At 48.4% G+C, this 24,954-nt stretch carries 23 protein-coding genes; 3 read left to right on the forward strand and 20 right to left on the reverse strand.

The genetic code is table 11. The features are described 5' to 3' along the window. Positions 1-225: 225 nt before the first annotated feature. Positions 226-690, reverse strand: a complete 465-nt coding sequence (locus ACOZB4_RS20505; RefSeq protein ID WP_339272414.1) for a low molecular weight protein-tyrosine-phosphatase — start codon at positions 688-690, stop codon at positions 226-228. Between the two features lie 79 nt (positions 691-769). Beyond that, a complete protein-coding gene (locus ACOZB4_RS20510) occupies positions 770-1,417 on the reverse strand; it encodes a trimeric intracellular cation channel family protein (protein ID WP_076321343.1) in 648 nt (215 codons plus the stop codon). Positions 1,418-1,556: 139 nt separating this feature from the next. Here ACOZB4_RS20510 and ACOZB4_RS20515 point away from each other — a divergent pair, with 139 nt between their 5' ends. After that, positions 1,557-2,201: a thiamine diphosphokinase gene (locus tag ACOZB4_RS20515; protein ID WP_379406949.1), complete on the forward strand. Its 645-nt coding sequence runs from the start codon at positions 1,557-1,559 to the stop codon at positions 2,199-2,201. 269 nt (positions 2,202-2,470) lie between these two features. Continuing rightward, complete coding sequence (locus ACOZB4_RS20520; RefSeq protein ID WP_379406948.1) at positions 2,471-2,965, forward strand: C40 family peptidase; 495 nt, start codon at positions 2,471-2,473, stop codon at positions 2,963-2,965. A 50-nt stretch (positions 2,966-3,015) separates the two neighbouring features. On the opposite strand, the gene ACOZB4_RS20525 is transcribed toward ACOZB4_RS20520, so the two are convergent. Next, complete coding sequence (locus ACOZB4_RS20525) at positions 3,016-3,738, reverse strand: response regulator transcription factor (RefSeq protein WP_379406947.1); 723 nt, start codon at positions 3,736-3,738, stop codon at positions 3,016-3,018. Between the two features lie 226 nt (positions 3,739-3,964). On the opposite strand from ACOZB4_RS20525, the gene ACOZB4_RS20530 reads away from it, so the two are divergent. Continuing rightward, positions 3,965-7,315: a discoidin domain-containing protein gene (locus ACOZB4_RS20530; RefSeq protein ID WP_379406946.1), complete on the forward strand. Its 3,351-nt coding sequence runs from the start codon at positions 3,965-3,967 to the stop codon at positions 7,313-7,315. Positions 7,316-7,413: 98 nt separating this feature from the next. On the opposite strand, the gene ACOZB4_RS20535 is transcribed toward ACOZB4_RS20530, so the two are convergent. The 17 genes from ACOZB4_RS20535 to ACOZB4_RS20615 form a co-directional block, all read right to left on the reverse strand. Continuing rightward, a complete protein-coding gene (locus tag ACOZB4_RS20535) occupies positions 7,414-8,451 on the reverse strand; it encodes a ThiF family adenylyltransferase (protein WP_379407013.1) in 1,038 nt (345 codons plus the stop codon). 210 nt (positions 8,452-8,661) lie between these two features. Next, the gene (locus tag ACOZB4_RS20540) at positions 8,662-9,267 is read right to left on the reverse strand and encodes a phosphotransferase (RefSeq protein WP_422759619.1); all 606 of its coding nucleotides are present in this window, start codon (positions 9,265-9,267) and stop codon (positions 8,662-8,664) included. Positions 9,268-9,887: 620 nt separating this feature from the next. Continuing rightward, a complete protein-coding gene (locus ACOZB4_RS20545) occupies positions 9,888-11,441 on the reverse strand; it encodes an ABC-F family ATP-binding cassette domain-containing protein (RefSeq protein WP_379406944.1) in 1,554 nt (517 codons plus the stop codon). A 122-nt stretch (positions 11,442-11,563) separates the two neighbouring features. After that, complete coding sequence (locus ACOZB4_RS20550) at positions 11,564-12,559, reverse strand: hypothetical protein (protein WP_379406943.1); 996 nt, start codon at positions 12,557-12,559, stop codon at positions 11,564-11,566. Next, entirely contained in the window at positions 12,546-13,100 is a 555-nt protein-coding gene (locus tag ACOZB4_RS20555; protein WP_339272400.1) for a hypothetical protein, read from the reverse strand. Before ACOZB4_RS20555 ends, ACOZB4_RS20550 begins: the two co-directional genes overlap by 14 nt. A gap of 5 nt (positions 13,101-13,105) precedes the next feature. Next, positions 13,106-13,501 carry a hypothetical protein gene (locus ACOZB4_RS20560; protein WP_379406942.1) on the reverse strand — a complete coding sequence of 132 codons (396 nt, stop codon included), beginning with the start codon at positions 13,499-13,501 and terminating at the stop codon, positions 13,106-13,108. Between the two features lie 24 nt (positions 13,502-13,525). After that, on the reverse strand, positions 13,526-13,984 hold the full coding sequence (locus tag ACOZB4_RS20565) for an ABC transporter permease (RefSeq protein WP_076321164.1): 459 nt from the start codon (positions 13,982-13,984) through the stop codon (positions 13,526-13,528). Positions 13,985-14,057: 73 nt separating this feature from the next. Further along, positions 14,058-16,130: a hypothetical protein gene (locus tag ACOZB4_RS20570; protein WP_379406941.1), complete on the reverse strand. Its 2,073-nt coding sequence runs from the start codon at positions 16,128-16,130 to the stop codon at positions 14,058-14,060. Beyond that, on the reverse strand, positions 16,127-18,031 hold the full coding sequence (locus tag ACOZB4_RS20575) for an ATPase, T2SS/T4P/T4SS family (RefSeq protein WP_379407012.1): 1,905 nt from the start codon (positions 18,029-18,031) through the stop codon (positions 16,127-16,129). Before ACOZB4_RS20575 ends, ACOZB4_RS20570 begins: the two co-directional genes overlap by 4 nt. Then, positions 18,018-18,887 (reverse strand): hypothetical protein, encoded by an 870-nt coding sequence (locus tag ACOZB4_RS20580; protein ID WP_379406940.1) that lies wholly within the window; start codon positions 18,885-18,887, stop codon positions 18,018-18,020. The genes ACOZB4_RS20575 and ACOZB4_RS20580 overlap by 14 nt, the downstream gene beginning before the upstream one ends. Beyond that, complete coding sequence (locus ACOZB4_RS20585; RefSeq protein ID WP_379406939.1) at positions 18,884-19,591, reverse strand: hypothetical protein; 708 nt, start codon at positions 19,589-19,591, stop codon at positions 18,884-18,886. Before ACOZB4_RS20585 ends, ACOZB4_RS20580 begins: the two co-directional genes overlap by 4 nt. A gap of 53 nt (positions 19,592-19,644) precedes the next feature. Next, positions 19,645-20,754, reverse strand: a complete 1,110-nt coding sequence (locus ACOZB4_RS20590; RefSeq protein ID WP_379406938.1) for an SAF domain-containing protein — start codon at positions 20,752-20,754, stop codon at positions 19,645-19,647. 28 nt (positions 20,755-20,782) lie between these two features. Continuing rightward, positions 20,783-22,249, reverse strand: a complete 1,467-nt coding sequence (locus ACOZB4_RS20595) for a serine/threonine protein kinase (RefSeq protein WP_379406937.1) — start codon at positions 22,247-22,249, stop codon at positions 20,783-20,785. Positions 22,250-22,410: 161 nt separating this feature from the next. Further along, positions 22,411-23,487: an SAM-dependent methyltransferase gene (locus ACOZB4_RS20600; RefSeq protein WP_379406936.1), complete on the reverse strand. Its 1,077-nt coding sequence runs from the start codon at positions 23,485-23,487 to the stop codon at positions 22,411-22,413. Positions 23,488-23,492: 5 nt separating this feature from the next. Beyond that, complete coding sequence (locus tag ACOZB4_RS20605; RefSeq protein ID WP_379406935.1) at positions 23,493-24,266, reverse strand: ABC transporter ATP-binding protein; 774 nt, start codon at positions 24,264-24,266, stop codon at positions 23,493-23,495. Continuing rightward, positions 24,263-24,610 (reverse strand): thioredoxin family protein, encoded by a 348-nt coding sequence (locus ACOZB4_RS20610; protein WP_098743275.1) that lies wholly within the window; start codon positions 24,608-24,610, stop codon positions 24,263-24,265. Before ACOZB4_RS20610 ends, ACOZB4_RS20605 begins: the two co-directional genes overlap by 4 nt. After that, positions 24,607-24,945 (reverse strand): cyclic-phosphate processing receiver domain-containing protein, encoded by a 339-nt coding sequence (locus ACOZB4_RS20615; protein ID WP_076321155.1) that lies wholly within the window; start codon positions 24,943-24,945, stop codon positions 24,607-24,609. The genes ACOZB4_RS20610 and ACOZB4_RS20615 overlap by 4 nt, the downstream gene beginning before the upstream one ends. Positions 24,946-24,954: the final 9 nt, after the last annotated feature.

The raw sequence follows: 24,954 nt of genomic DNA on the forward strand, positions 1-24,954 counted from the left end.
ACGTGTTACGCTTTAAAGCAGTTAGCAAAAAAGAATACCTTTGAAGCAATAGTTACCACAAGTTATGCCACTCCTGTTGCTTCACTTCAAAAAAAGATGAACAACCGCGCATTTTTTATGGAATGTGCATTGTTCATCTTTTATGTTCGGCAGCCCGTTCTTCTTGGTATCGCTTTCAATGATTTTCGTCAAAAAAGCGGTGTACTCACCGCTTGTTCGAATCGATTATAGCTTTTCTTTCATGATTTTGTCCAGTAAGATGTCACACCCCGCATCAATAAGCCGGTACACCTCATCAAAATTTCCAGTGAAATACGGATCCGGCACCTCGCGCAGCTTTTCATCGGGCAGCAAATCCATAAACTTAAGAATCGCAGCCTGTTCGCCGCCCGCTAACTTGCGCATATTTGCCACATTCGAATCATCCATGCCGATGACGTAATCGAACTTGACGAGGTCCTCGCTTACCACTTTGCGAGCAACCATTCCTTCGTAGCTGATTTGCCAGCTGTCCAGCAGCTTTCGGGTTCCTTCATGGGGAACATTCCCGATATGCCAATCTCCTGTGCCGGCAGAATCCACGCTGATCTTTTCCTGCAGCCCACGCTGTACAATTTTATGTCGCAGCACCGCTTCCGCCATTGGCGAGCGGCAGATATTGCCCAAACATACAAACAAGACGGATACCATGGTCCTCTCTCCTTCACGCTATAATAAATCGTCATTTTACGAGAAATCTAACTTAATGAGTATTGTTGCCTATCTTCCATTAACCCGAACTGACTTTCTTTCCATTGGCTGCCGCAGGATGACCCTCGTGCAGCGACCTTCTGGGCAATCTCCATTTATAAAGCACGGACAGCATCCGGAATACGATCACCACAACAAACAAAGCCAGCAGTTCCCATGTCTTGGTGGCGACACCAAGGCCGATGGCGACTCCTGCTATCATGGCCCAGACCGCATAGATCTCATCACGCAGCACCAGCGGTTTCCGCCCTGCCAATAAATCGCGGACCATTCCCCCGCCGCTTCCGGTAAGCACAGCAGCCACAATCACCGCGCTCATGGGGTGATTCATTTGTGTAGCATATAAAGCCCCTTGAATCGCAAAGGCAGATAATCCGATCGCATCGAACAGTGCCTCCGTTTTCTTCCAGTGCTGAATCAAACCGAGCGGCAGCACAAACGCTACAAATACCGAAATCATCGCGAGCATGATTAAATCCCCCTGGCTCCACAGGGTGGTAACCGGCACGCCGATCAATACGTTTCTTATAATACCCCCGCCGAAGGCTGTGACTAAACCCAGAACCACAACCCCCAGAATATCGTATTCCTCTTCCATAGCTACAAAAGCTCCGGACATGGCAAACGCAATGGTGCCAATGATACTGAATACGTCAAACAGATGCATGTCCAAAATTCAGTTCCCCCGCTCCCCCGTCAATTTACATACTACATTGTAGCCGTGCCTATTAAAATTGTGCAAGCATGAAAACTGCTCTATACTAGAATACAATGACAATTCTCTCGAAAAAGGAGGAATTTATATAATGAGCCATACTCGCGTCCTGATCTTTACAGGTGGGGAGTTGTCACCACGTTTCCTGGATGAAGTTCAAAACGGGGACTTCATTATAGGGGCTGATCGCGGAGCCCTCTACCTGATTGAACATGGGATCAAGCCGCACCTATCCGTTGGAGATTTTGACTCCATTCCGCCCGGCCAAATGGATCGAGTACGATCTGTGAGCGGTAAGGTAATCGACTGTGATCCGATCGATAAAAATTTGACCGACACCGAGCTTGCCTTCGAAATGGCACTGGAGCATTCCCCCGAATCCATCCTGATTCTAGGAGCTACGGGAACGCGCCTGGATCACACGCTGGCTAATATCCATATGCTGATTCGTGGACTCCAACATCATATTCCGTGTTCTATATTAGATGAGAACAATTTTATTACCCTGACGGGCTCCAGCTGCATAGTTGAGAACAAAGGGTTTACATATGTCTCCCTACTGCCGCTGACTACGGAAGTAACCGGGATCAATCTCGAAGGATTTGAGTACCCACTTCACGATGCCACATTGCGATTGGGGCAGTCTCTCGGAGTTAGCAATAAGCTGGCCGAGGACAAAGGGACGGTCCGGATCGAAGGCGGCCTGCTCCTTATTATTCAGAGTAAAGACCACTAATCATTACTATTTTGTCATCTTTGATGCAGCAATGTTAACAATCGAAATTATTGTCAAAAACCCTTGTATATCAAGGGTTTTTTCTCGTTTTCAAGTCATCGTTTGCATCTAATTCTTAATATTTTGTAACTTTTAATGATATTTTAATAATTCGCTTTCATTTCATGTGGCCCAAGGGTTTGCGCCGATTATACAAAATATAGTTGGTTTCAAATCTGATATACTCGGTTCATCGCAAAAAACAAAAACTGCTTGGAGGTAATAACAACATGAATCGACAACATTGGATTAAGAAGGCCGTAGTAATCAGCTTGAGCGCAACTTTGGGTGTAGGAGCAGTTCTTACTGTTGCACCACCGGCTCCTGTAGAAGCAGCATCGGTAAGCAAAGGATCTCAAGTCGTTAACTTTGGTAAACAATATATGGGTACACCTTATAAATTCGGAGCATCCACGTCCACGACAAGAGTGTTTGATTGCTCTTCCTTTATGAAGCATATCTTTAAAAAATACGGCGTAAATCTGCCACGCACATCCGCTGCCCAATCCAAAGTCGGTCAGGCTGTATCAAAATCGAACCTGAGAGCCGGCGATTTGATATTCTTCTCGAGCGGAAGCCGCGCAAATGGTAGAAACGTAACACACGTTGCCGTTTATATGGGCAACAACAAAATCCTGCACACTTACGGCAAGCCTGGCGTAACAATCTCCAGCCTGTCAGGCAACTGGAGCAAGACTTACCTGAAAGCCCGCCGCGTGCTGTAGTTCAATACTCCACTTGTTACTAACGAATGAAATCAAAGACCGTCTTCCACTCACGGAAGGCGGTCTTTTTTGCTTGCAGCATTGATTTCTTCCTGCGATACCAGTTTATATCCGGTTCCCCGAATCGTACGCAGCAGCTTTTGTTTGCGCCCTCTATCGATTTTCTCTCTTAGATGAAGAATATAGACATCCACCACGTTGGTACCCGTATGAAAATCGTAATCCCACACCTGTTTTAAAATATCCTCACGGGTGCATACTTGTCCCTGCCTTCTAGCCAAAAACAGCAGCAGATCATATTCGCGATGAGTCAGCTCGATGGCTTCTTCTTCCCGGGATACATTCCGGCTCAGAGGATCGATCACCAGATCTCCGATTCGGATGACTTCCTCCTGCTCCATGCGACCAGTCTGAAAAAGTTTCAGCAAATTGGCAATTCTCGCCAACAGTTCCCTTGTATCTCTGTCATCAGGGATATAGTCATGGGCACCTGCCTCCAATGCCTGAATGGCTTCATCAGAACCGTCATTTCCGATGACGATGATCGGGATCTGTTCCTTTTTGCCCGTCAGCCGTTCCACGAGATTAAAATGGTTCATACCCGGCAGTCTGCTGTCGATGAGCAGCAAGTCTGCGCCTGAGCGCTGTAAAATGGCGACCACTTCCGAATAACTCATGGCATGCCTAACCTCATAGCCCGCTTGTTTTAAAATCTCCATAACGGCCTGGGTCCGATCTTGATTGTCTGCCGCGATCAGAATTACTTTCTCCACGGGTTCCCCCCCGCTTTCAACACTTAATAATGTAAGTATGGCTGATTCATCCTGCTTTCACTCCAAAAGATGCTGGGATCACATACGATTTCCGTAGAAATACATCTTATCTCTGCAGCGGCGCTATTTTTATAATGGGATGTAGGATTAGGAAAGGGGGATATCTTCACCGATTAGCTCATGTTTAATGGGAAAGTATGTGAACACTTTGGAGGAGGAAAATAATATGCGCAACAAACTCGTGGTATGGCCACTTGTCATGGCTATGCTGATATCTATCGTATGCACGGCCGCAGGGCCGCCCGCACCGGTTTCAGCCGCAGGCGAAACAAACCTCTCGCTCGGCAAAGCCGTAACAGCAAGTGGTCAATCCCAAACCTACGAGCCGGCTAACGTTAACGATGGAAATCAAGGTTCGTACTGGGAAAGCACCAATCATGCCTTTCCGCAGTGGATTCAAGTCGATCTCGGTGATGACACCAGCATCAACCGGATCGTCCTTAAACTACCTGCCACTTGGGAATCACGGACACAAACGTTAATGGTACAAGGCAGCTCGAACGGTTCAACATTCTCAAATATCGTGGATTCGGCCGAATATGAATTCAGCCCGTCCACAGCAGGAAACTCGGTGACTATCCGTTTTGACGAAGCGAGCACGCGATTTGTTCGCCTGACCGTAACGAGTAACACGACTTGGCCGGCAGCGCAGCTGTCTGAGTTTGAAATTTATGGACCATCGGTCTCCCCGCCAACACCTCCTACGGGTAACAATATCGCGAGCGGCAAACCGATTACCGCCTCCTCAAGCACCTTCACGTATGCAGCAACCCATGCTAACGACAATGACATCCAAACCTACTGGGAAGGCGGAAGCAACCCAAGTTCCTTGACGCTCGACTTGGGAACCGATCACGATATCACCTCCATCGTGCTGAAGCTGAATCCGTCTCCAGCGTGGAGTACGCGCACCCAAACCATACAAGTGCTCGGGCATGACCAGAGTTCAACAAATTTTAGTGATTTGGTACCGGCTCAGTCTTATACATTCAATCCCGCGTCCGGCAACTTCATAATAATTCCGGTAGCGGCGACCGTGAAACGTCTACAATTGAACATAACGTCCAATTCCGGTGCACCGGCAGGGCAGATTGCCGAATTCGAAGTTTACGGCACACCCGCACAGAATCCGGACCTGACCATTACGAATATGTCCTGGACTCCAGTTTCCCCGAATGAAAACGATAACATTACACTGAGTGCTACAGTTAAAAACATTGGGGACTTGGAAGCTGGGGCTACGTCGGTCAATTTTTACTTAAATGACACGAAAGCAGGCTCCTCCCCGGTAGGTCCGCTTGCGGCAGGAACATCCTCCACGGTAACGCTTCATGCCGGAATCAAGACGGCTGGATCCTATTCCGTCAGTGCCAAGGTCGATGAGGATAATGAAATCATGGAACAGAATAACGATAACAACAGCTATTCGCATCCAGCCCCTCTGGTTATTGACGCGCTCGAAAGTTCTGATTTGATAGGAACGGTACAATGGACGCCCGCCACTCCTGTCGCAGGGAATGCAGTAGCATTTACCGTTAATCTTAAGAACCAGGGCAACAAAGCCACGGCAAGCGGATCCCACGCGATTTCCGTCGCTCTGAAAAATCCGGCCGGTTCAACGATTCAAACCTTCACCGGTGGTTATGATGGCGCGCTTGCTGCAGGTTCCTCCGCCGCTGTCCATATTCCGGGCACATGGACAGCGGAAAATGGCAGCTACACGTTAACAACATCCATAGCACCGGATGCAAACGAACTACCCGTTAAACGGGAGAACAACGTCAGCCAGGCCAATCTCACGGTATATTCCTCCCGCGGCGCCAGCATGCCATATACCCGTTACGATACGGATGATGCATTACGCGGTGGCGGGGCTCTGCTAAAGTCGGCACCGACTTTCGATCAAGCGCTCACAGCATCAGAAGCATCCGGCCAACGTTATGTAGCACTACCTTCCAACGGGTCCAATCTCGAATGGACGGTTCGGCCAGGTGAAGGCGGGGCTGGCGTAACTATGCGCTATACGATGCCGGACTCACCCGACGGCATGGGATTGACTGGCTCACTCGACGTTTATGTGAATGGCACGAAGAAAAAGACCATTCCATTGACCTCCTACTACAACTGGCAATACTTCTCCAGCGATCAACCTGCAGATGCGCCTGGTGGGGGACGCCCTCTCTTCCGGTTCGATGAAGTACACTGGAAGATGGATACGCCGCTTCAGCCGGGAGACCACATTCGTATTCAGAAGTCCAATGCCGATAACCTGGAATATGGCGTTGATTTTATCGAAATCGAGCCGGTCCCTGCGGCAATCGCCCGTCCGGCAAATTCGGTATCCGTAACGGATTTCGGTGCAACCCCGAACGACGGCCAAGATGACCTATCAGCGTTTGAAGCTGCTGTGCAGGCTGCCGCTTCAACCGGCAAGACCTTATACATTCCCGAAGGGACATTCCATCTGGGCAACATGTGGAAGATCGGTTCGGTTGGGAATATGATTGATGACATCAAGATTATGGGTGCAGGCATCTGGCATACAAATATTCAATTTACCAACCCGAATGCCGCTTCTGGCGGGATCTCGCTTCGGATCACGGGCCAGCTTGATTTCAGCCATATCTACCTCAACTCAAATCTTCGGTCACGTTATAATCAAAATGCAATCTACAAGGGATTTATGGATAACTTCGGCACCAACTCCAAAATTCACAATGTGTGGGTCGAGCACTTTGAGTGTGGATTCTGGGTAGGCGATTATGCGCATACCCCAGCCATAATTGCGGAGGGTCTGATCATTGAAAACAGCCGAATCCGTAATAATCTCGCGGACGGGGTCAATTTTGCCCAAGGAACCAGCCATTCAACTGTCCGTAACAGCAGCATTCGAAATAACGGAGACGATGGTCTCGCCGTATGGACGAGTAACGTGAATGGCGCACCTGCGGGCGTTAACAACACCTTCTCCTATAACACCATCGAAAATAATTGGCGCGCAGCAGCCATCGCATTCTTTGGGGGAAGCGGACATAAGGCTACTCACAACCTGATTGTTGACACCGTAGGCGGTTCCGGTATTCGAATGAATACCGTGTTCCCGGGATACCATTTCCAGAACAATACCGGCATTCTGTTCTCCGATACAACGATCATTGGGAGTGGAACCAGTAAAGACCTGTATGATGGGGAGCGCGGCGCAATTGATCTGGAAGCATCGAATGATGCAATCCGCAATGTCACGTTTACCAACATCGATATCCTGAACACCCAGCGTAGTGCCGTTCAGCTTGGTTATGGCGGCGGTTTTCAGAACATCGTATTTAACAACATCCATATTGACGGTACGGGGCTAGACGGGATCACATCCTCAAGATTCTCGAATCCTCATCCAGGTGCGGCGATTTACACCTATACGGGCAATGGGTCGGCAACATTTAACAATCTGACAACAGAAAATATCGCTCATCCTGATCTGTATTTCATTCAGAACGGCTTTAATTTAATTTTGAATTAAGGATTGGGGATCAACATGAAAAGGAGTGGGCCTGTGAGGCCCACTCCTTTTGTGCGTTTACGATTATTGATGAAACACTTTTGCTCTTGTCCTTGTGATTACCCACCAACGTATTGATTGTACAGCGACCTGGCCTTGGCGATATCCGATGTGCCATGCACCAGGGTTCTGCCGTCCCGGAATATAACCAAACGATGTGGATTCACCTGATAGATGATCATATACGGCGTTACGGTTGCTTTTCCATGATGGAGCCTGTTCAATCGATCGGCCATTTCATCCAGCTGAAGCTGCAGCGGTCTGGCTGGCCTAATCTGTACCGTATCCCTGCCACACAACACCTCGCTTTTATCCGCGTGTTCAGCCGTCAAGTAAGGATATTTCGGATGCTCCCCGCATGTGGGGCAGTCCGATTTTTTCGCTCGGTCCACGCCAAACTCCACCCGTTCATTACGCCATAAATCGAACGACAGCATCTTTTTTCTAAGAGCATGTCGGTGTCCTGACAAAAGCTTCATCGCTTCCATCGTTTGATGGGCAACGACCATCTGTACCGCTTGCGGAAGAATTCCGTTAATGTCGCAGGTGTCACCACCCAAAGGAATCGTTCCAAGCAGACAGTTCAAGCATGGCGTCTCTCCCGGCAAGAATGTGTAACTCATGCCTGAACTTCCCACGCAGCCTCCGTAAATCCACGGGATTCCATGCTTAAAACCGATGTCGTTCAGAATCAGCCGGGTCCCGAAATTATCGGTAGCATCCATCATCAAATCAACGCCTTGACAGAGTACCGACAGTTCCTGGGCACGTACATCCATAACGATACCATCCACGATACCATCCGAATTAATTTCGGATAACCGTTTAGCCGCTGCTACGGCCTTCGGTAATCGATCGATCGCATCCTGTTCGGTAAACAGCTGCTGACGCTGCAGATTGCTCCATTCCACGTAATCCCGATCCACGATCGTTACATGCCCGACACCTGCGCGAACCAAAGTTTCAGCTATAGCGCTTCCCAGCGCCCCAGCACCAAGAACGAGCACGTGACTGTCCCGGATACGGAGCTGGCCCTCTTTTCCAAATGGCGTAAAGCGCTCTTGCCTAGAATACCGATCTTCTCGTTCCTTTTTCATTGTTACATCACGGTCCGGGGACCCCGAGGCTGCCACGAAGAGAGACTGTGTACGATTTACTTCCTCCCTGTTATCGCTTAAATCAGACATGAATTTTCCTCCGATCAATATCTGCAAATCTTCTAACAAAAGATGACGTTCACGAAGTTTTTTGACGACGACGACCCATGATTGAAAATACCCATCCCACGAAGAGGATGGGCTGTTTAACTATTGCAACCTAGTATTTAGCGCCTTCTCCATTATACTGCGATGACGCAGAATCCAGGCCGCACTCCGTGCCCTCCAGGCTATCCCCCATAGAAGGCCTTCCGTTTCCGGCGTGACCTGTAACTCGATCGCTTCCTCTGCCGTTTCCCTTACGACCACTTCAACGATCATCTCAAAGAGGGCGGCCCTACTAGTTGGATCGAGGCCATATGCGTCAACCAATAAGCGGAGCTGCCTTGCACGAACCTCTGCATTTGGCAAACCAACCCTTTCAGCTACATCATCATCATGCAGCTGCGGAAATAGCCAACATACGCGGGCTAGTTCAAGAAACGGATGTACAGGGCCAGCGTATTCCCAGTCAATTAATGCAATCGGCCTCCCATCACGGGTAACCATATTCCAAGGGGCAATATCACCGTGGCTGTATACAACCCTGGTGTCACCCAGTTTACGCAGGAACCATGGCTTCCAGACAAGCCCGGGTTGGGGTTTAAATGTAGCAGAAGCGTCATGAAGCTGCCGTAATAATTGTCCTACTTCGATGATACCTTCGTCGCTCCATGGCCCGGGATGAACAAATTCGCCTTCGATATAACTTAACATCTCTTGGCCTTTCTCATTACATCCTGAACCTATAATATCCGGAATCGATGTAAACCCTGATTGCCTCAAATGCCTCAACAAAGAGTGTACAGCCGGAGTCCAAGCTCCGGCTGGGCGGTACACAATCTGGCCCCGCCGTATAACCGACTTCTCGGGAGAGAGCATGACGTCTTCTCCCTGATTTAAGTTATTTTCCCAATTCATTTTAGTACGGCTCCCTTTCAGAAGGGAATTACACGGGTTCATGGGGCTATGGATGCGAATCCCCTTCATATAATGATGCCCCGATGGATAAGTCCATGTCTTCCATCAACAACTCCTCCGTTCATTTCAGGTTGTTTCTAGCATATCATAAATGCACTTATACCATAAAACATAAAGTATAAAGCATAAGGCATATACCATACGATATACGAACGATATACGATATAACATAAAACATAAAACATAAAACATAAAACATAAAACAAATAAACCGTAACCGTACGCCCCATTTTGCGGATATACATAAGGAGGACAGGCAGCAATCTGCCCATCCTCCTTATGGAATACTAATAAATTTATGATAATCAAAGTTTCATTTGTCCTGGCAGAGAGCTGGATTCTGATCCTGATATGAATCAGGAATTCTGGTTGGACCAGTCTTCGACGTTCCAGATCTTGGTCACCCAATCCTCATAAAACTCAGGTTCGTGGGAAACCAGCAGGATTGTGCCTTTATATTTTTTCAAAGCACGTCTTAGTTCTTCCTTAGCCACAACATCAAGGTGGTTCGTCGGTTCGTCAAACAGAATCCAATTGCTTTCGCGCATCAGAAGTTTACACAGACGGACCTTGGCTTGCTCTCCGCCGCTAAGTGCCTTCAATGGACGGGTAATATGCTCGTTTTTGAGCCCGCAGCGAGCAAGCGCTGCACGAACCTCGTGCTGGTTCAAGTGTGAGAATTCGTTCCACACATCATCAATCGGCGTAATATTCCCTGGACGTACTTCCTGCTCAAAATAAGCAGGCACCAGGAAATCCCCTTGATACGTCTTCCCGGAGAGCGCCGGGATTTTGCCTAATATGGTCTTCAGCAGCGTTGATTTACCTACGCCATTACAGCCAACAATGGCAATTTTCTCTCCTCGCTCGATCAGGATATTCATTTTGGGGAGCAATGGTCGATCATATCCGATCTCAAAATCGATCCCCTCGAATACCGTTTTACCACTAGCACGGGATTCCTTGAAGTTAAACACAGGTTTAGCTGCTTCCTCGGGGCGGTCAATCCGCTCCATACGATCCAGCTGCTTCTCCCGGCTTTTCGCTCGGCCAGAGGTGGAGTAACGGGCCTTGTTCCGCTGAATGAAGTCTTCCTGCTTCTTGATGAATTCCTGCTGCTTCTCGTAAGCATCAATATGCTGGTTCTTATTGATATCGGCCATTTCCAGGAACTTCTCGTAGTTCGCTGTATAGCGAGTCAATTTTGCAAATTCCAAATGATAGATCACATCCACCACCTGGTTCATAAATTCCGTATCATGGGATATCAAGATGAAAGCATATGGGTATTGCTTCAAATATTGAGTGAGCCAATCAATATGCTCAACATCCAGATAGTTGGTGGGCTCGTCTAACAACAGTACATTGGGCTTCTCCAGAAGAAGCTTTGCAAGCAATACTTTAGTACGCTGTCCCCCACTTAATGTTGCTACATCGCGATCCAAGCCAATGACGGATAACCCAAGACCATTCGCCATCTCTTCAACCTTTACGTCCAACATGTAGAAATCCCCGATATCCAGCTGCTCCTGAATTTCACCCATTTGTTCGAGCAGCAGCTCCAACTCTTCGGGAGAAGCATCACTCATCTTATTGGTGATCTCCATCATTTCTTTTTCCAGCTCTAGCAGAGGCAGGAAGGCATCCTTCAACACATCACGAACCGTTTTGCCAGGTGTCAGCTTGGTGTGCTGATCCAGGTATCCGTACCGGATCTTCGGTGTCCACTCCACCTTGCCGCTGTCTTTTAACAGCTGCCCGGTCAAAATATTCATTAGTGTTGATTTGCCTACGCCGTTTGCTCCAACCAAACCAACATGTTCGCCTGCCAACAAACGAAAGGATACATTCTTAAATAGAGTACGTTCCCCGAAATTATGTGATACGTTCTCTACAGTCAATAAACTCATGGCTATAGTAACTCCTGTCTGTATAAAATGAACTTATTTCATGTTAATTTAGCGAAATATACACAGTCAAGAGTTTATTGTATCACATCCTGGAGTCCGGCAGAAACCATAACTTTCAGAGATTATAGAACACCGGGATTAGAACAGCTTTTCTCCTGATAACCTGCTGCCGCTGCCTCCTTGGCACTCGGAAACACTTCTTCCACCCGATAGTTGTATTGGCAGACATCGCGATAATAATATTTGAGTCCCCTGCTATCCACACCTCCGAAATAAACCGGAGCTTTAACGAGTCTGCCGCCTCCAAGGGCATAGTTATTATAATACTGATCGCCCAGGGGAATACCTTGAATAAATGCCATCATACCGATATCATCAATCGTATTCACCCACTCTTCCTGGGATATCAACGGAAGTGCGAACGTATAGGATACTCCGTTTCGGAGCGCCACTTGGTTGTGCCGCTGTATGTAATAAGCCAGATGATCTTGAACGGTATTCACAATCGTGATCCGCCTAACTTGTTCAAACCTATCTTTATCTTCCAGCAAAGCTACACCCGTCCTGCCAGTCAGATCCTCCCGAAATCCAGAGTGCCAGATGGAGGAGCCTCCACCTGATTCATACACCTGAACGAAGGAATCCAATGTAAACCGGATGCTGTTGCCCCTGCCATCATTCCAGGCATAAGGGATTTTGGGCGTCCATCTGTGCTCCATGAGCTCCTCCCCATACGCGTTGGTGAAAGTTTGCGAAACATACATATAATACCCGTCATAATCCAGCACAACGATAGCAGGAATATACCACCACAAGGCAGTCTGCGCAGCCGGATCATCCGCGATCCCCATATTGATGTACAGCGTCTGAGAAAAGGACTCCAGCGCTCGCTCTTTGTCCGCACGCATGAACTTTAAAGAATCATATGCCGACTCTTTGTCCTGGGTCTCATTATCGTTCAGCATCATCCCACCGTCTTGGACGGCTGTGCGCAGAGCTGCCGAGTATTTCATTTCTACGTACCGGACATCCTCCAGACTCTCGGCATGCATGCCCAGAATAATAAACATGGGGAAAAACACGGCGGTGAATACGATGGCAAGATCAGTAATCTTCATTCAGAACCAAGCCTCCGTATGGGAATGCGATTGCTGCTTTTCCACCTGAATTTGATCCGGTCAGCGCATCGAACATGATCAGTCCGGGTGTTCGATTCAGAGAACTGACACTTACCTGGAAGTGATCTCCGGCCGTTAAGCGATATCGGCGTCTATCATCGTGTTTATCAACATTCGACTCCGGGAACAAATATCCCATAACATCTTCCTGATAGTAAGCATCATATACGACGGAATAACGATTCAGGAATGTACCAGGATCTGAAGGATCCCCATATTCCGGGTGGTACTTCTTGTGGTGGTGCTCCATCTCCACATTGTAAATGTTCCCGGTGGCTGCCAGCTCTTGCAGGAAGTCATTGTACATGATCGGAGTAATATACCCCTTCGTACGAACACTGTCCACGAATTTGGTGACGGATTGATAAACAACAAGTCGTGACAGATCATCCTGTCTTCTGGCCATCTCACCTGCGGGAACCAAGTACAGCAGAAGAAGTGCCAGAAAGGCAGCAAACCATTTCGAAACCGAGTTTGACATTGCTGTTACCTCACTTTAACAAACTGGATGCTTTCCACATCTCCATTGATTCTCCGAACGTACTCCGTAGCATAACGGGCGTTCATATCAATGATCGAGAGATCCAGCTCCTCCGGATTACTTCCTGATCGGAACAGTGCTCCATCCACATACATATTGAAGCCGCCTGCTTGAACCTCTCGCAGCGTGAATAATACTTCGCTCCCCTTATAAATGAGCTTCCTGTTCTCGTTCGTCATCTCTACGGTGATCACACCCGCATGCTGCTCCTGAGTCATTCTCCCTGCGGCTGATATACCGCCATCAACCATCGTATGAATATGCAATGCATACAGGGCTGCGCTAAGAAATAATGCCACCCCTGCTGCCATTTCCAGCGCGCTTATCGTTTGTTCACGCAAGGCAAGTCACCTTTCCATTCATAACTATTGATCAAACTTGATGCCTCTGATCACGTTGGAATCATCCTTAACGATGGTGGCCTTGAATTTCCCGCTTGGATTGACGTACTCCGGGCTTTTCTCATCCATAACGTGTTCGATATTTCCCTGTCTTGAATCCGGATTGGGAATCGAACCGTCCTTCTCCAACACATTGCCGTACCATTGCCCTGCTTTATTTTTGCCTGTTGCTATGAAAACGCCAAATTGATCCTTGTCCTTGTATTTGCGCAGTGCGTTTGTCACCTGAGAACCGCTGATGGTTGTTCCGTCATATACGGTAAATGCTGCCTGGGACAGCTCTGTCTGAATATCTGAAAAGTTGTTCTGAGCGGTTTTGGTTGCCTCCTGCGCCGAGATAAACAAAATAACAACAATGGTAATCAAAGCAATGGTCAGAAATATACCTGCTGCAACCTTTAAAGCGGATGATGCATTATTCATTGAAATCTCCCTCATTCTTTTATTTATTTTTTAAATCTACTGATCTAATTCCAGTTGACCCATCCTCGTGTCGTTATAATCGTTGAATTTGCTCATAGTACGTTTCCATCTGGGAGAAACTCATGCCGATTAGCGGAATGACAAGATACATAAAGATCAGCGCATACATCGGAGTAAAACCGATCATTCGCCCCCATGCGGCCTTCGTGTCGATCATCGCTTCATATTCCTGCTTGCGCTGCTCGAAACTGAATATCATTTCTCCATCGATATCATCAAAAACATCCTTGATCGGTACTTTATCCACCGCAAGCAGCAGCTTGTCCACGAGCCGCTGAAATTCAGGAAACCAGACGTCTTCCTTCAACTCCAGCAAAGCCAACTGTGCGCCATGTTCGTAATGAAGCAAGCTTTTTTGAATGGGAATTTTAAAAATAACGGCAAACCGATTAAGCCATTCTAATATGCCCTCAACCGAGATTCGCTCCATTCCACGCAATATAGAGACGACCGTCTGAAATTGATAAATTTCATGCCGCATTTCCATATTGCGAACTTTCCGGTGAAAATGCAGCAGCCATAATGGCGCCGCATATGCAGCCACACCTGCCAGAAAGGATAGGAGCAACTCCCACCATTTCAAATACTCGCTATCATAGCGCTGCAGTTTAGTCATAATTCGATCGGTTGTGATTTCAACTTGTTCTTTGGTCAATCCAATAGGGTCTGTCTCACTGACCATCTGTTTGATCTGATCATCGGTTGCATCCGGCGACATATGCAATTGTTCCATTAGCAGCCGATCACGCTCAACCGTTTCTTCTGCCTGCCGACGCTCGATCTCATTCATCTGGCCGAACAGGGAATGGTTCAGGGAAACGGGGACATACAGCAGATGATGTTTTGCCTGCACATGCAGGCCTGCTGCCAGCGATAACGACAGGAAGAAAGCCAGGAGGAAAAACGTCACCCTTCTGATATAGAGCCATTCGAACTTGATTCTCGCGTTGCTTTCCTTTAGTAACCGTATCTGCCTGTCATATTTCACCGTACCGGGTGTCGGAGCCATCACCTTCACAAGCCAGCGCATAACAGGAATTCGGTACATCCTTTCTTCCAAGGTCATTTTCTGAACCTCAGCGCGGTAATCCGTTTCTCGATTTTGCTGGAGCTTCTGAAGCAAGATATAAGAAATGAGAATAATGACATAAATGGATATCTTGGTCATATACCCAAGCTTGCTCATATAAAACACATCCATCGATGGAAAACTGCTTCTGGCCCAGCGTTCAATCGGTTTGGTGAAAAAGACCGGCGCCAACGCAATCACATTCAAGCCCTTCATTAAATAATCCAGCTTGTCTCTGCGCAATATTTCCAATTGGATCTCCTTGGTCAATCCGCTTAGTCCATGCAGATAGATTGAGCCTTGTTTTCTCGCATGATCGCCAAACTCCATGACCAGATGTGAAATACCCGCAAACGCTTTAAGATATCGGTTCGGCGCTACCTCATAATACCTCTCCAACTCGTCATCAGGATCGTGGGATACCAAAGCATTGTAGATCCGATGGGCATGCATAGAGATTTCATGTCCAGAAGTCTCCGCCCCCTCGTACAAAGCTTCCTCTACCATTCCATGCTGCTGATAGTGATGGCGGACGGAGGAGAACAATTCAACCGATTGGATAAGTAGTTTTCGTTCCAGTCGGTTAATGAACATCTCAATGAGCATATTGTTAATAACCGCTGCTGCGAGAATAACAATGATAATAAACCCCAAGTCCGGATGACTCCATATAAGAAGCATGGCGGTTAACCCGATCGTGCCGGTTATCGCCAAGGCTAGCCTCACTGTTTCAAACCGGAGTGATATTTCGTCGTAAGGATGCATGATCGCGATCCGCTGTCTGATCCGTTTAAGATAGGTTTTGATTAGCGGGAGCTTCATCCCATACATATAGGCCAATTGAAACCATTGCCGGTACATCCCCCGCAAGGATCTCACCTCGCCCGCATCCACCTTGACGGAAGTTACCTCACGATCCCCTCGTCTCCTGTTCATCCACGACATGATACCGAATGTGATGGAGAACAGTGCCAGAGATATGATTAAAATCAGTATTAACACATCTTTAGAGGTCACTTTTGTTCCCCCCAACCCGAAGCCAGAAACACTCTGAATTCTTCGGCATCTTCCGGATGCATCTGCTCGGACATTTCACGAACACTGCTTTCGGATAACTTGGCGGCAGCGATATAGGCACCGTCCCGGTATTCAATTACATTACGGGATACGAAATAACTTAATTCGTTCAATCTCCGCATATGTTCTGCACTAAGCTGAAAATACTCCTCCATGCTGCTCTTCCAGCGTTTTTCCGAAGTTCCCTCGAATGGTGGCAGGGATCCCTTCTCAACCGGGATGCACTCTGTAATACGCTCTATGTAACGGTTACCGTCAGCGTCTCTTCTAAGATGAATATCAAAGTTGATCACGCTGACCACCTGCTGCTCAGCAATATGCTCTTGCCTGAAAACGCCGCTCTTGAGTAAGGAGTTACGCAAGGATTGTACAAGGTCTTTGAATGTCTTGGCATGATGGGTAAACACGGTAAACAAACTTGCCACTTGAGACATCTGTATCATCCATGACGCAACCTCGTCACTGGCAACCTCACCAAGAATATTAACGGTACCGTCCGTTTTCTTCTGCAGATCCAGACCTGCCTGCCCACTAATATGCTCGGTTTCCCTGAAGCTGAGAATATTCCTGCGGCTGTAGATTTTCCTTAAATGCAGCTCAAAGGCCATCTCCTGAACCCGAAGAGTATAAGACGCATAAATATGACCCACCATCGCCATGAGCAGCGTTGTTTTTCCGGATCCCTGAGCACCGGTGATTGCCGTAATCCGGCTGCCTTTCATTAAATACCTCAACAAACCGATCACCAATTCGGAGCCGTTTCCCGTAATTAACTGATCCAGCGAAGCCTTGGGCAGATCAAACTTGCGGACAAAGAACGCCCAGGACTCGGCAAATGGGGGCCGGACCACAACGACCCTGGAGCCATCCTTCATTTCATTCACTTTATAACCGCTGGCTTCCGAAAGCTGCCCAGGATGATTGTATTTGTATATGTTTTGACATACCCTCTTAAGTTCCAGCATCGAACCAAATGATAAAAAAGCTAGATGCAGCGACACCCCTCGATAAAAAATCCACACACTCTCACAGCCTGTTGCTGGCGATTCGGGATGCGAAAAACTTAGCCCCAGAAACTCATCCTCGGAGTGAAAAATGTCCTGCCCGCTGTCACGATTAACAGGAATGCCACTAACGCCGCCACTGATCCCGTCAATCCGTTGATCCCTGATTTCATCCACAACGGAAAAGCCTTTGTACTGCTGATATATGCGCTGAACGACGATGTCCAGCTTCTCCGGAAACAAGAGCGGACGCTGCTCTGACTCATAGATATATGCGATGTCTTCCGCAGTAACCGCATAGACGCTGCCCTCTCCATAACCTGGAATCACGCGCGGCTCTGCAAGATCATACGTTTCAAGAAGTACGGATAGAGCATCCTCTCCGTGCCTCTGCTTATACAGGTATAATATGATCTCGAATTGATCCTGGGCTGTTAACTCGGTCAGGTTTTCGAACGGAATGGCTGCATGAATGTTGGACTCGTTCAAACCTAGGTCTCTTACCAGGAGCTGCTTTAAAAAATCCTTTACATACGCCTTATCCAGCACATCTCCGGAAACGCAGCCCTTGAGGGCACTTCTCAATTCGCTTCGCTTGTTCAGCCTGCGGCGATACTCCTCTTCGTGCAACCCTAAATCAGACAACTGGCTGTGCGTCAGCTGATGGAGGCTTTCTTTAACAAACGCAGTCATAGCTTCAAGAGAATAGGGGTCCGATCCCCGCGAAATCGTAGCCGCCGGTTTTCGGGTATCCAAATAACGCAGATATACAAACAGCAATACAAACAAAATCATGACGATGATCCATATCGTATTCAAGGAATTACCCAAGAGCATGCAGGCCTCCCAGTTTCGAACCGCCAGCAGGAAGACCAAGCTGTTCAGCCACGGCATCCGCCAGATTACGAACCGCATTATACAGTGAGCTCATGCGTTTCAGGTCAGCGCCTCCCCGGCTTCGCTGCATGTAGGGCATAACTGAGCGCATATTCCATGCATCCGTCATCCCGGAACAATACGGAACACCGAGTACCGTCGTCTTGATGCCAAAGCGGCGCTTGATATTTTGCAGTGTACAATGGCTATCCCGGTCATATTTGCCGACGATATACAAGCATGCCTTGTCACTCACTTCTGGAGGCAACCTCTCCTGTTCAATCGCACTCTCCAGGATATGCAAATTCTGATTCAAACCAACTACGATTAAGTCTGCCGCTTGAAGTATCGCCCGATCTGCCGCACCAGGAACTCCATTTCCTGCATCGGCTACCGTGATGTCGTAACTTCGCTTGGAGGACTCCATAACTCTGGTCATAAGTTCTGCCTGTTTCCTGTCCTCCGCATTTCCTGTTGCATGTATAGCATCGGCAGACATGGGTTTCGGTCCACATAAAAGATCGAGCCGATCAGACAGGAGCGGCAAGGTATAATTGCGTACATTCTCTGGGCTCAGTCGCCCGCTTGCACGAAGCCGTTCCAAGGCATCCATTCCGGTATCTTGAAATGCCGTCATATAATCTAATGCTTCCTGTTTATAGGTAAAGGCTTGCTCCACTCGTTCCCCTGCATGTCCACCATGGGCGAGGAGCACTTTAACCTGATATTCAAGCGCCAATACGATAGGTAAGCTCGAAGCCAACACCGTACTGCCACTGCCGCTCTTCAAGGGACTCCATACAGCAATCAGACTCATGCATGCCTCCTTCCTGCTTGCCGAAGTGCCCGGCGAATATGCCGCTGCTCCATTTCCGTTAAAAGGCGGAGAAGTTCAGTAAGCGCTCGTTTATACTGTCTGGACAATGGCTTGATGCCCAATCTTCCTGCATGTTCATTTTTTATTTTCAAGGCGAAAAACAATTCATCCCATGGCATTTTCACAGGAGGACCCAGCCACTGAATCCGGCTGTCTTCCAGATAGCCTTCAATGTAGGTTTCATCCATCAAATCTTCAATGACCTGAACATATACCCGGTGGAACGGCGGTAGCGGAGCATCTGTTCTTGAAGCTCTCAGTTCATCAAGCAAAGCCGTACTCTTACGCAGTCCTGTTACCTCAAACCCGCTAACCCAAACATGGGCATCTGCTGTATCCCACTGCATCTTGTCCAGGAATTCCGTCTTCTCCACGTCCATGACGATATAGTCATATTTCCTCTCGTCTGTTTCCTCCAGATAGTCCATCAGCGACGTATAGTTCTCAAATCCGGTTGCCACGTCGAATCCGGCAAACTCCATAACCGGCAGCTGTGGATGTATCACGCCTATGCAATGTTTGTACTTCGCATCAATCGCACCATCCACGAGCAGTACTCTATTGTCTCCATTGGCTAATATTTTGCACATATAGAGGAGCATGTCGCTCTTATCACAGATGCCTGTAAATATCCACGTCTTCACTTTGATTACACTCCTTCAGTTACCGTCTGTTCTTCGGGGTTCGCCTTGTCTTACTAAGGACTTGAGAATATCAACTCCGCTTCTGGTGATTCCTTATCACTGCTATTCTGGGATTCTGGCGAGCCGGATGATCCCAAAATTTGCTCCGCTTCTGAATCCCGCTCTTCACGGATCGGAGTCTCTGTATTGGACTCATCGTCAGAACGGATGTCAGCGGTATTCCATTCCGTATCCGTTGAAGATTTTGCTTGGGGGCTTATGTTGGACGCAGGACTCCAGGAGTCCGGACTCCTTGCACCGCTAGCAAAGATCGAGTTATGATGCATGTCAGATACCTGAGCCTGCTGATTCGGTTGAAGCTTCTTTAAATCCTCTTCCAGCGTGTTTCGCAGCGTAATCTCGAAAAACTTCTCAGCTTTCTTCACAATATTCGGGTTGCTTGTAATCAGCTTCGTTACTTCAGCGTTCGGAGGATAGTTAGGAATCGCTCTATCTTGCAGCTCCGGCTCTACATAGGTGAGTGCATAAAGCGTTGCATCATGCAGATAAGCATCCACCAAAGCGCTGGAAAGCAATAAAATCTCCTGTTCGCTTAACGTCGTCCAGAACGCCGGATTTTGAAGCTTGTCGATCTTCTTTTTGGATAAAATGATGTAATCCTGTCCGGTAGGAAATTGAACCCTTACATCGATCACATCCCCTTGGCGTAAATTGCTTGGCAGATATACGGACTTCATCTCCCGATGACGGAGATCAGACGGTGTCGGCTCTTCTTCAAAGAGCATCGAGCGGGTAATCGGTGTTCCCTGCAGCAGCTCGATCTTAGCCCCCTTCCCTGCGATCTCTTCCTTGACCGAGAACAGATTGCCGGAAGAACCGTCATCAGGCAAACGCACTTCCTTAATATCCTTCGCATCTATGAAATGACCAGGCGGAATATCTTTTAACGGAACCCATGCAACCTTCATTGAATTGAGCTGCTGCAGCTGTGTCTCTTCAAGCTCCGTGATTCGCTGCTCGTATTTAGTACGCTCTACATTCTGCTGCTCTTTATAACCGTGCACATAATACATCATTGCGCCAGCACATACGGCACCCGTTACGGCTGCGCCGGCAAGTCCAGCAAATATCAGTTTGCGGCTGCGCCTCCTGATAATCGGCATTGCTTCATCTCCTTCAGTTCAAATGCGGTTAATTCTTAAGAAACCTGAATCTTCGCTTCCTTTCTGCCGGCGGCAAGTAGTCCTGAAATAACTGTGCAAATGCCTCCCTGCTGCTGTCCGGTACTTCAAACGGATCCAATTGCAGGGGTAAAGAATAAACTTTATTCGTTCCTAGCGTTCTTCTCATCTCTTGAATTGTTTCTTCTCCTGCAAGAGGCAGTGCATAGATCCTTGCCGCCTGTGGGTGTCTTAACAGCATCCGGGCCAGCGTCACCACATCATGCTGTCGCCACTCCGCTCCTGATCCGATAACGATAGGCAGATCGGCCCGAAGGAACTCCTCAAGCCGTTCGCTGTCCCGATATGCTCCCAAATCCAACACAACTGCATCGTAGCTGCCTCCGAGCAGCGAAATAACTTCCGTTCTGGCCGTTTGCCGCCAGAAATGAATCCCGTTGATTTCGAATTTTCGGATAGATCCAAGCTTCCCGCCCTCGGCAATTTCCTGAATCCGGGTAAAGGCGGTGGATTTTGCGCTCATTTCCACGATCGCTACCTTCCCGTACCTTGATGCCAAGTAATGGCCAAATGCGATACAGCTATGCGTTGTTCCTACACCGGCCGATGTCCCCAATACGGCCGTCACAAGCGTCCCGGCTAGCGTGTTGGACTGAACACCCGCAATATTCGCAGTAATCGACTGCTGCCTGTTTAGTGCTGAACGAACCTCTACTGTGGATTGATATCGGTGCTCCGGAGCATACTGCAGCAGCTTTCGGATAACGGGCACAAGCTCTCTTGGTAAATCACCCCGAATATGTCGCTCCACGCCCGTTATCCATTCACTGAATTTGCCTCCGGTTGAGAGATAAAGCAGAAGCGCACCAAGTCCATACAGGTCCGATCTCGCATCGCTTTGCCTTCCTCCGTATTGCTCCGGCGCTGCAAATCCAACCGTGCCTAGCTTGACCGTATCCTCGCCACTCTCCTGTTTATAACTTCTCGCGATTCCAAAATCGATGAGTCTAACCTCCAGCTGATCGGTCAGCATAATGTTCGATGGCTTTAAATCTCGGAATATAACCTGAGGTTCGTGATTATGGAGATACTCCAGAACATCCAGCAATTGCTCGATCAGTTCCATAATGAAGTCCGGATTCACATTTCCCCGATATCCTCGGAAGTACTTCTCCAATGTCATGCCCTGAATATAATCCATAACTAAATAGGTGTAGCCGGTATCCTGAACATGAAAAAAATCGACAATACGGGGCAGCCGCGGGTGACTGAGTTTAATCAGAAGCTGTGCCTCATCCTGAACGGCGCGCTGCATACCGGGTTCAGACAAGCTCTCTTTCACTGCCCATTTCTTCCCGGGCAGTTTCTGATCCTCGGCTAGATATACACAGCTCATGCCCCCTTCACCAATCACGCGGTCAATCACGTAACGCTCGCCCAACACTTCCCCATGTACCAATCTGCAAGGCTGATTCATGTCAACGCCCTCTCCTCTGACTTACAAGCACAACAAAAAAAAGGAAAGCACTCCGCCTCATCACTGAATTGTGATGAATAGCGGGATGCTTTCCCTAATGTTGTCGTTGGTTAATTTTGGAATCATTATAGAACAAGTTACATTCACTTGTAAAGACTTTTTTAATACTTAATCATATATAGCGTAATCTCGTCCCGATTATGGAACAGCTGCTTCGCTCCCTGAATCTGCATTCTGGACTCTTCAAACACCGACATGATTTCTTTTACCAGCGCCATCGGTTTCTTAGTCAGCAGCTTCACCGTAATAACAGCAGTACCGCCCGTTTGAAGGCTGTGCAGCAGCCCGGTCACCATTCTGGCCATTTGTTTAGGACTCCAGCTCATATCACACACCAACAAGTCAAACTCAGAATCTCTAAACGATACGTCCGCTGCATTCTTGTGAATCACGCGGAGGTTTTTATGACCATCGAGTGATGGATGCATTTTCGCCGGATCAACTGCCGTAACTTGCAGGCCGCGCTCCAATAGAAAGGATGTCCATCCGCCAGGCGCCGCTCCGATATCAACTGCCTTGCGGAAGGAATCAAACGGAATCCCGAACTGTTTCTCCGCCTCAAGGAGCTTGAATTTGGCTCTTGAGATTTGTCCCTCTTCCCGTTGAAAGCGGACGGCGCCTCCGTTCCAATCCGACAGGTTGTCCTCCGGCCGCGACACGCCAACATACCAGACGCTGTCAGCAGCGAATAGTGAAATAATCCACTCCGGTGCCTGAACCGTGTATTCAATTTCTAGCGCAGCCAAACGATGCTGTAATTCATCTCGAAGCGCCGCCGGGTTTTCCTTCCACGAGCTGTTCTCCGTCTTTCGGATCTGGATGGATACGCGGCTGCTGCCGATCTCCTCCTGCTTCATGACATGCTGAGCGACCGCATGCAATGCTTCGGCAGCGGTATCGGCCGCTACCTCCAGATGTACCGGAAACAAATGCCGCAGAAAAATTGGCGGGGAAGACGTAATTAGCCGCTTCGCCTCCTCTTCGGAATGGCCGAGTGTCGCCAAAAACACCTCGCCCGGCATCATCATCGTGCTCTTTAAACTGCCAAACATCCGGCGCAGCTCTTCTTGGGCGTAGGGAGCAAAACCATGGTTTGCTGTGCATACCCACTTGCTGTGAAAATCCCGGTGATTTTGATTCTGTTCCTCATGCTCTTGCATCACATTTAATTCATCCAAACGGATTAACCTCCAGAAATAACTTTGATCCAGGGACGTCCGCCATCCCATTCCAGCTGAGCGTCGATATCATAAGTTTGTTTGATAAGTACATGGTTTAATACTTCTTCTTTTATTCCCGCACCCGTTAAGCGGCCGTCTTTCATGAGCGCCACATGAGTAAATAAAGGGACAATCTCCTCGATATGATGCGTGACGTACACAACCGTAATTTCGCGCTGCCTCAGGTTGTGAATCTCCTGCAGCATCTTCTCCCGTTCATACAAATCCAGGCCGGCACAAGGCTCATCCATAATCAGAATCTTCGGATCGGCCATGAGGGAGCGTGCCAACATCACCTTTTTCCGTTCACCTTGGGACAATGTCCCGAGAGGCTGCTCCGCCAGATGGCCGAAATTCATTTCTTTCAGCAGGGAATAGGCTAGATTCCTGGCCTCTTCCGGAATGTCCTGGTAGAAGCGCAGAAAGGCATACGCGCCTGTTGCCACAACCTCCCAGACTGGGTCGCTCAGGGTCAATTTCTCTAATAATGACTGGCTAATATAGCCAATGGACTTCCGGACCTCCCGAACGTCGCATTGTCCGTAAACATGACCCAGGACCTCAACACGCCCACGGGAAGGAAACATATATCCTGTCATCATTTCCAGCAGCGTCGTTTTGCCAGATCCGTTCCTGCCCAAAATGGCCCAGTTCTGTCCCGGCTTCATCTCGATACTAACATCATCCAGAATATGACGGCTCCCTCTGACAAGCGAAACATGCTGTAACGAAATCACGGCCTCACACTCCTAACAAAACTTACGATATCCTGCACGGAACCCATCCGGTACAGCACCTCCGGCGCGGCGAGGGGACTCGACTGAATAGCCAGCAATGCAGGAACGCTGCGAATTTGATACCGTTCCACAATGCCCGGTAGAAAGTTAACATCGGCTTCGAGCAGCTGTACATCCGGCACCACATGTTCCACAATGTCGATCATCTTACGCGCAGCGGCACATGTGCCGCATAATGGCGTATGTAAAAATACGATGACAGGCTCCGCATTCGCATCTCGTTTCGTCAGGCGCTCGTGCCATTCAAGCCTCTCTGTCAATTCACGCTGTGTAACCTCAATCATCTTGAACCCTGGGCAACTTCCCGCAGAACGGATTCCGGCATCGGCCCATTGTGAACCTGGACGCTTTCCGGCATGTGCTCATAGAGCAGCTCATACATTTTTCTTCTGCCCGACGGGCTTGAGGTATGCAAGTATATTTCCCTGGCCTGCAGGTTTTCGGCGATCATGGCTGCAACCACGTCGCCACCGTTCATCTGGCCGTGCCCCAATTCAAAATCAAGCGACAGAACATCCACTTCGCATTCACGGAGCATCAACAAGCACTCTTCCCCGTTTCGAGCCAGCGCAAATCCTTTCGGATTGGGGCGCCAGTCGTCTAAATACAGATGAATCATTTTACTCTC

The organism is Paenibacillus sp. NPDC058898 (assembly GCF_049316025.1).
Lineage (GTDB): Bacteria > Bacillota > Bacilli > Paenibacillales > Paenibacillaceae > Paenibacillus_AQ.

What these genes read in the sequence shown, in the direction of transcription:
- ACOZB4_RS20505 (WP_339272414.1), bottom strand. Translation starts at nt 690, where the DNA reads ATGGTATCCGTCTTGTTTGTATGTTTGGGCAATATCTGCCGCTCGCCA.
- ACOZB4_RS20510 (WP_076321343.1), bottom strand. Translation starts at nt 1,417, where the DNA reads ATGCATCTGTTTGACGTATTCAGTATCATTGGCACCATTGCGTTTGCC.
- ACOZB4_RS20515 (WP_379406949.1), top strand. Translation starts at nt 1,557, where the DNA reads ATGAGCCATACTCGCGTCCTGATCTTTACAGGTGGGGAGTTGTCACCA.
- ACOZB4_RS20520 (WP_379406948.1), top strand. Translation starts at nt 2,471, where the DNA reads ATGAATCGACAACATTGGATTAAGAAGGCCGTAGTAATCAGCTTGAGC.
- ACOZB4_RS20530 (WP_379406946.1), top strand. Translation starts at nt 3,965, where the DNA reads ATGCGCAACAAACTCGTGGTATGGCCACTTGTCATGGCTATGCTGATA.
- ACOZB4_RS20535 (WP_379407013.1), bottom strand. Translation starts at nt 8,451, where the DNA reads ATGAAAAAGGAACGAGAAGATCGGTATTCTAGGCAAGAGCGCTTTACG.
- ACOZB4_RS20540 (WP_422759619.1), bottom strand. Translation starts at nt 9,267, where the DNA reads ATGTTAAGTTATATCGAAGGCGAATTTGTTCATCCCGGGCCATGGAGC.
- ACOZB4_RS20545 (WP_379406944.1), bottom strand. Translation starts at nt 11,441, where the DNA reads ATGAGTTTATTGACTGTAGAGAACGTATCACATAATTTCGGGGAACGT.
- ACOZB4_RS20550 (WP_379406943.1), bottom strand. Translation starts at nt 12,559, where the DNA reads ATGAAGATTACTGATCTTGCCATCGTATTCACCGCCGTGTTTTTCCCC.
- ACOZB4_RS20555 (WP_339272400.1), bottom strand. Translation starts at nt 13,100, where the DNA reads ATGTCAAACTCGGTTTCGAAATGGTTTGCTGCCTTTCTGGCACTTCTT.
- ACOZB4_RS20565 (WP_076321164.1), bottom strand. Translation starts at nt 13,984, where the DNA reads ATGAATAATGCATCATCCGCTTTAAAGGTTGCAGCAGGTATATTTCTG.
- ACOZB4_RS20575 (WP_379407012.1), bottom strand. Translation starts at nt 18,031, where the DNA reads ATGCTCTTGGGTAATTCCTTGAATACGATATGGATCATCGTCATGATT.
- ACOZB4_RS20580 (WP_379406940.1), bottom strand. Translation starts at nt 18,887, where the DNA reads ATGAGTCTGATTGCTGTATGGAGTCCCTTGAAGAGCGGCAGTGGCAGT.
- ACOZB4_RS20590 (WP_379406938.1), bottom strand. Translation starts at nt 20,754, where the DNA reads ATGCCGATTATCAGGAGGCGCAGCCGCAAACTGATATTTGCTGGACTT.
- ACOZB4_RS20595 (WP_379406937.1), bottom strand. Translation starts at nt 22,249, where the DNA reads ATGAATCAGCCTTGCAGATTGGTACATGGGGAAGTGTTGGGCGAGCGT.
- ACOZB4_RS20610 (WP_098743275.1), bottom strand. Translation starts at nt 24,610, where the DNA reads ATGATTGAGGTTACACAGCGTGAATTGACAGAGAGGCTTGAATGGCAC.
- ACOZB4_RS20615 (WP_076321155.1), bottom strand. Translation starts at nt 24,945, where the DNA reads ATGATTCATCTGTATTTAGACGACTGGCGCCCCAATCCGAAAGGATTT.